This window comes from Pantoea sp. Pa-EAmG, assembly GCF_030024295.1.
Classification (GTDB): domain Bacteria; phylum Pseudomonadota; class Gammaproteobacteria; order Enterobacterales; family Enterobacteriaceae; genus Pantoea; species Pantoea dispersa.
This window is the reverse complement of record NZ_JASEWO010000255.1, coordinates 1-4,540: the sequence shown is the minus strand read 5'-3', so window position 1 is coordinate 4,540 and position 4,540 is coordinate 1. Positions and strand designations below refer to the sequence as shown.

Below are 4,540 nucleotides of genomic sequence, written 5' to 3'. Positions count from 1 at the left end.
TCCATAAACATTTTGAGTTAACAAAAATTCTAGCAAGCTCCCTAAACTCTTTACTTTACTAATCTCTTGTTCTGAGTTCATTGATAAAGTAAAGATGAGAGCTACACTAAAAACTAGTAAAACATAGAAAAAAGGTTGATAACGCTCGCGAAGCAATTCACTCTCAATATTCATAATACTTAAACTTAATAAAAATAATTAATCTTATACCAAAAAAATAAGGAGGCTCATCACCTCCCACATAATTAATTCAAAGCTTGCACTGACTGCTGTAAACCTTTCTGAATGTCCTGTACATGGTTAAGTTCATGCGGTTGCTGCGGCTCTGGTTTAAATTCATCAATATAAAATTCCTCAACGATATCCAACCCCTCCTCACTGCCAATTTCAGCGTAAATAATTTCTGCGTTACCAGAGTAGAATTGTAATACCTCTCTGCTATTTCCTCTTACATCAATGGAGTAAACTCGCCCCAGTTCTTTCCCGCTTTCATCAAAGAAGCTGATGTAGGATTTGGAACTTTCCCAATCAAGTGCGGTGAGTTCAAAGTAATTTATTTTTTCCTGGAAATTAACTTTTTGCACGAACTCATTAACATTGCTATCTTTTCGGATGACGAAAAGACCGCCCCAGCGCTCATGATCTTCTATTGCTGTAGTAACATTGTCATGCTTTTTATAGATAAATGTCAGGTTCCCGTAATTAACATCTTTATTGATATTGACAGGGGTAATGTCTTCAAAGTTGTAAACATGAGTAATGGTTTCACTGTCAATAATGTTTAACGAATAATTTGCACTATAGCTAGTTCCATTAGTGGTTTTCGCCCTGAAATCCCAGTTACCATATTCCAGCTCGTCCTTGGGCGTAAACGACCAGCGGCCATTCGCATCCGCAACCGTTGACCCGCTATGCCAGGTTTTGCCGTCGCGTGAGTACTCAACCTGCACAACCGCATTCGCCTCGGCACTGCCGCGCAGTTCCGGCTGAGTATCATTGGTCAGCCCGCCCGATTTCACCTCACCGGTGATTTTGCCCACATCATCCCAGGCCATAGCGATCTCTGGTGCGACGCTGCCCGGCGCCACAATCTGCAGCCCAAATGGTTTACCGTTTGCATCACGGGTTGACGATCTCCCGGCCTGAAACTCATACGTCCCCGGCACCAGTCGATCAGTCTCATACTCCCAGCGGCCATCGGCGCCGGCAGTCACGCTGTCCAGCAGTTCCCATGCGCCCAGCACATTGCGATAGTGGATATACACCAGGCTGTTAGACTCGGCGCGGCCGTGCAGGTTTGGCGTGCGGTCATCGGTAATCGCGCCGTTGCCGAGCATGCCAGTGAACGGGCCAAAGTCATCGTAAGCGTGGGTGATTTCCGTTTTTGCCGCCGGTGCGAGATCGATATCCAGTTTAAACTCATCGGTCCAGCCGCTGCCGGCATTGGCGCGGAATTCCCAGTTACCGGCACCCAGCGCCGGGTTTGGCGTCCAGCTCCAGCTGGTGCCGTTCATTACCGCATTGCCGCCGTCGATCCATTCACCTTTATCGTTGCGATACTGAATGCGCACCACGCTGCCTTCCGGTGCGCTGCCGCGCAGATCGGGCGTGGTGTCATCGGTAATGCCGCCGCTTTTCAGTGAGCCGGTCAGGCTGCCGGCGTTGTCGATAGCCTCAATGATTTTGGCCACGCCGCCCGGATCGCTCGGCACGTCGCCGTCTTTTCCGATGGTAATGTTAAACTCATCGGATACTTTGCCCTCGCGCACCTTACCGGCAAAGGTTTCCGCCGCCACCAGCGTCAGGTTGTGACGGCCATCCGCCAGGTCCACATTCGGTTCCAGCGTCCACAGACCGGTTTTCTCGTCAGCTTTGGCGCTGCCGATCACGGTGTTGCCTTCTTTCAGATACACCACGGTGCCCTTTTCGGCGATGCCGGTCAGGGTCGGGCGGCGGTCGTCGGTCATTTTACCGGCGTCAAAGCTGCCGGTAATGGCGCCCTGATCGTCGTACAGGTTAAGCAACGTCGGTGCGACCGGCGGCGTGGTGTCGACGATCAGCGTGCGCTGTGACGGCGTACTGAGGTTACCGGCGGTGTCGATGGTCATAAAGGAGAGGCTGTATTCGCCGTCGGTCAGCGCTTCCGGTGGCGTCCACTTCCAGCTGCCGTCCTGCGGGTTGATGTCGACAAAGAAATTCCTGTCGCCAAGCGTAATCATTACCTGGCCGCCTTTGCCCACTTCTGAGTTGATGATGCCGGAGAAGGTTGGGGTGTTGGTGTCGCGCTCGAGGTACTTCACCTCTTTAAAATCAAACAGATCCATGGAGTTTTTCCTGTGTTTTATGTTGGGTCTATTGCAGCAAAGCCCGCTGCGCCTTGTTATAAAGTGCGCATTTTGTAATAGATGACGTAAAACGCTGTATGAGACCTGTCCCGAAGGGAGAAAAGTCCGAACGGGTGAAAAGCCGGGGAAAGAGGGCAGGGTGATGCCGTGCTAAGCGCACGGCATCGGGGGTTACACCAGTTGCAGTTGCACGCCGTCCTGCACCAGCAGTTCGGCGTCGCCGTGACTCCAGACGTGGTATTGCGTACCGGCGATGGTCAGGGTGCCGGTCTGCTGCGTCCAGCCATCAACCGCTTCGCCTACCGGCAGAATATCCTGCAGCTGCACGCTGTCGCCCGGCTTGCCTTTCACCAGCAGCTGGGTGCTGTCATCCTCAATGAACAGCCCTTTGCCACCTTCGCTCAGCAGCTGGTGGAGCGTCAGCGCGTCCGGCTGGGCTTCATCCTGCGCCTGCTGATCGAACGCGGCGTCCGGGCTGACGTCGAGCACGAATTTGCTGCTCCAGTTGCTCTTCATCTCACCGGTCGAGGCGCGCGCCTGATATTCCCACACGCCAGGCTGATGCAGATACGGCGAGGTGAAGCTCCATTTGCCGTCGGCATCGACCAGCACGCTGCCGGCGTGGCGCAGGCCTTCACCCTGCACGCCATATTCGATCTCAATCACCTGGCCCGGCGTGCCGCTGCCGTGCAGCGTTGGCGTGGTGTCATCGGTTGAGTCATGCTGATAAACCGGCCCCTGTAGCGGACCCGCGTTGTCCCAGGCGTAGTCGATGGTCGGTTCCAGCGGCGCGCCGGGGATCACCAGCAGCTCAAACTTATCGCTCCACGCGCTGGCTTTACCATCGGCCACGCCGCGCGAGCGGAAACCCCATTCGCCAAAATAGGTCAGTTCGAAGCCGGCGAACTGCCAGTTGCCCTGCGCATCGACCGTCACGCTGCCCGCGCTGTGCCAGCCGCTGTTACTCAGGTTGTACTCAATCTCGACGATGCTGCCCGGCGCACCGCGACCTTCCAGCACCGGCGTTTTATCGTCGGTGGTGCCGCGATGGTACACCTGGCCGGTATGGGCGCCGGTATCGTCCCGCGCACAGTCGATAGCCGGACGCAGATTTTCCAGCGCCGACATATTAAGGCTGAAATCCGGGCGGTAGTCGTCTTTGCTGTTCTCGTAGGAAGCGTAGAAGGTGTAGATGCCGTCACCGCTGATCATCGCGCGTGACTGAATCACCCAGTCACCGTTGGCATCGGTTTTAACGCTGCCTTTATAGCCGATGCCGCCGTGATCGTTCTGCGCGAACAGATAAACGATGCTGTTCGGCTCCGCGCGGCCCACGATCAGCGGCGAGAAGTCGTCGGTGGTGGAACCGCTGGCGAGCTGGCCCTGTACGGTGCCGACATCGTCAATGGCGTAGCTGATGGTCGGCGGCACCGGTCCGCTTTCAACCACAGTGATGTCGAAATGTTCAGAAGGTTCGCTGACACGGCCAAACTCGTCGGTCGCGGTGACGGTTAGCTGATGGCCGCCCGCGCCCAGCAGCGGCTCCAGCGACCATTCGCCGCTTTTACTGGCCACGGTGCTGCCAATCAGTCTGTCGTGATCGTACAGCCGCACCGTGCTGCCCGGCAGCGCATAGCCCTGCACTTTGGGCGTGGTGTCATCAATGGTGTGTCCGCGTCCGACCGGGCCGGTTTCGCTGCCGACATCGTCAAACAGCGCGGTGATCGCCGGTTTGTCCGGCACCGAGAGCGCGACGTCAACAGAGAACGGATGCGGTTCGCCGCTGTCGCCGATGCGCGCCATCATGTCGTGGCTGCCTTCGCTCAGCGAGAACGGCGGCTGAAATGACCAGCTGCCGTCGGCGGCAATCGGCGTGCTGTAGTGGTGATCATTGATAATGAATTCAATGATTTCACCGGCCTGCGCCGGCAGGCTGCCGCTCAGCAGCGGATAAGGTGTGCCCACTCGCAAGGTATTAATGGATGAAAAGGGGTCAAAGCTGAGAGGTGTTAGCATAAGTATTCTCCACCAAAATCAACAACGGCGTGATTACCGTTGCCTGCCCAGCATAAAGGGGGAGGGGATGGCGGCATGTACCAGAATCGTCTCGTTTCTAAGACTGATCGTAATAAGTTCTGCTAATGAAAAAGGCATTAAAAAGAGTGGGATATGGCTCATGATATTGTTTGTTGGGG

Annotated in this window: 2 protein-coding genes; both read right to left on the bottom strand. The window is 55.2% G+C overall.

What is annotated here, in order from left to right; genetic code table 11:
* Positions 1-245: 245 nt before the first annotated feature.
* On the bottom strand, positions 246-2,324 hold the full coding sequence (locus QMM04_RS21035) for an Ig-like domain-containing protein (protein WP_282996936.1): 2,079 nt from the start codon (positions 2,322-2,324) through the stop codon (positions 246-248).
* A 192-nt stretch (positions 2,325-2,516) separates the two neighbouring features.
* Positions 2,517-4,361, bottom strand: coding sequence for an Ig-like domain-containing protein (locus tag QMM04_RS21030; protein ID WP_282996935.1), 1,845 nt, complete (start codon positions 4,359-4,361; stop codon positions 2,517-2,519).
* Positions 4,362-4,540 lie beyond the last annotated feature (179 nt).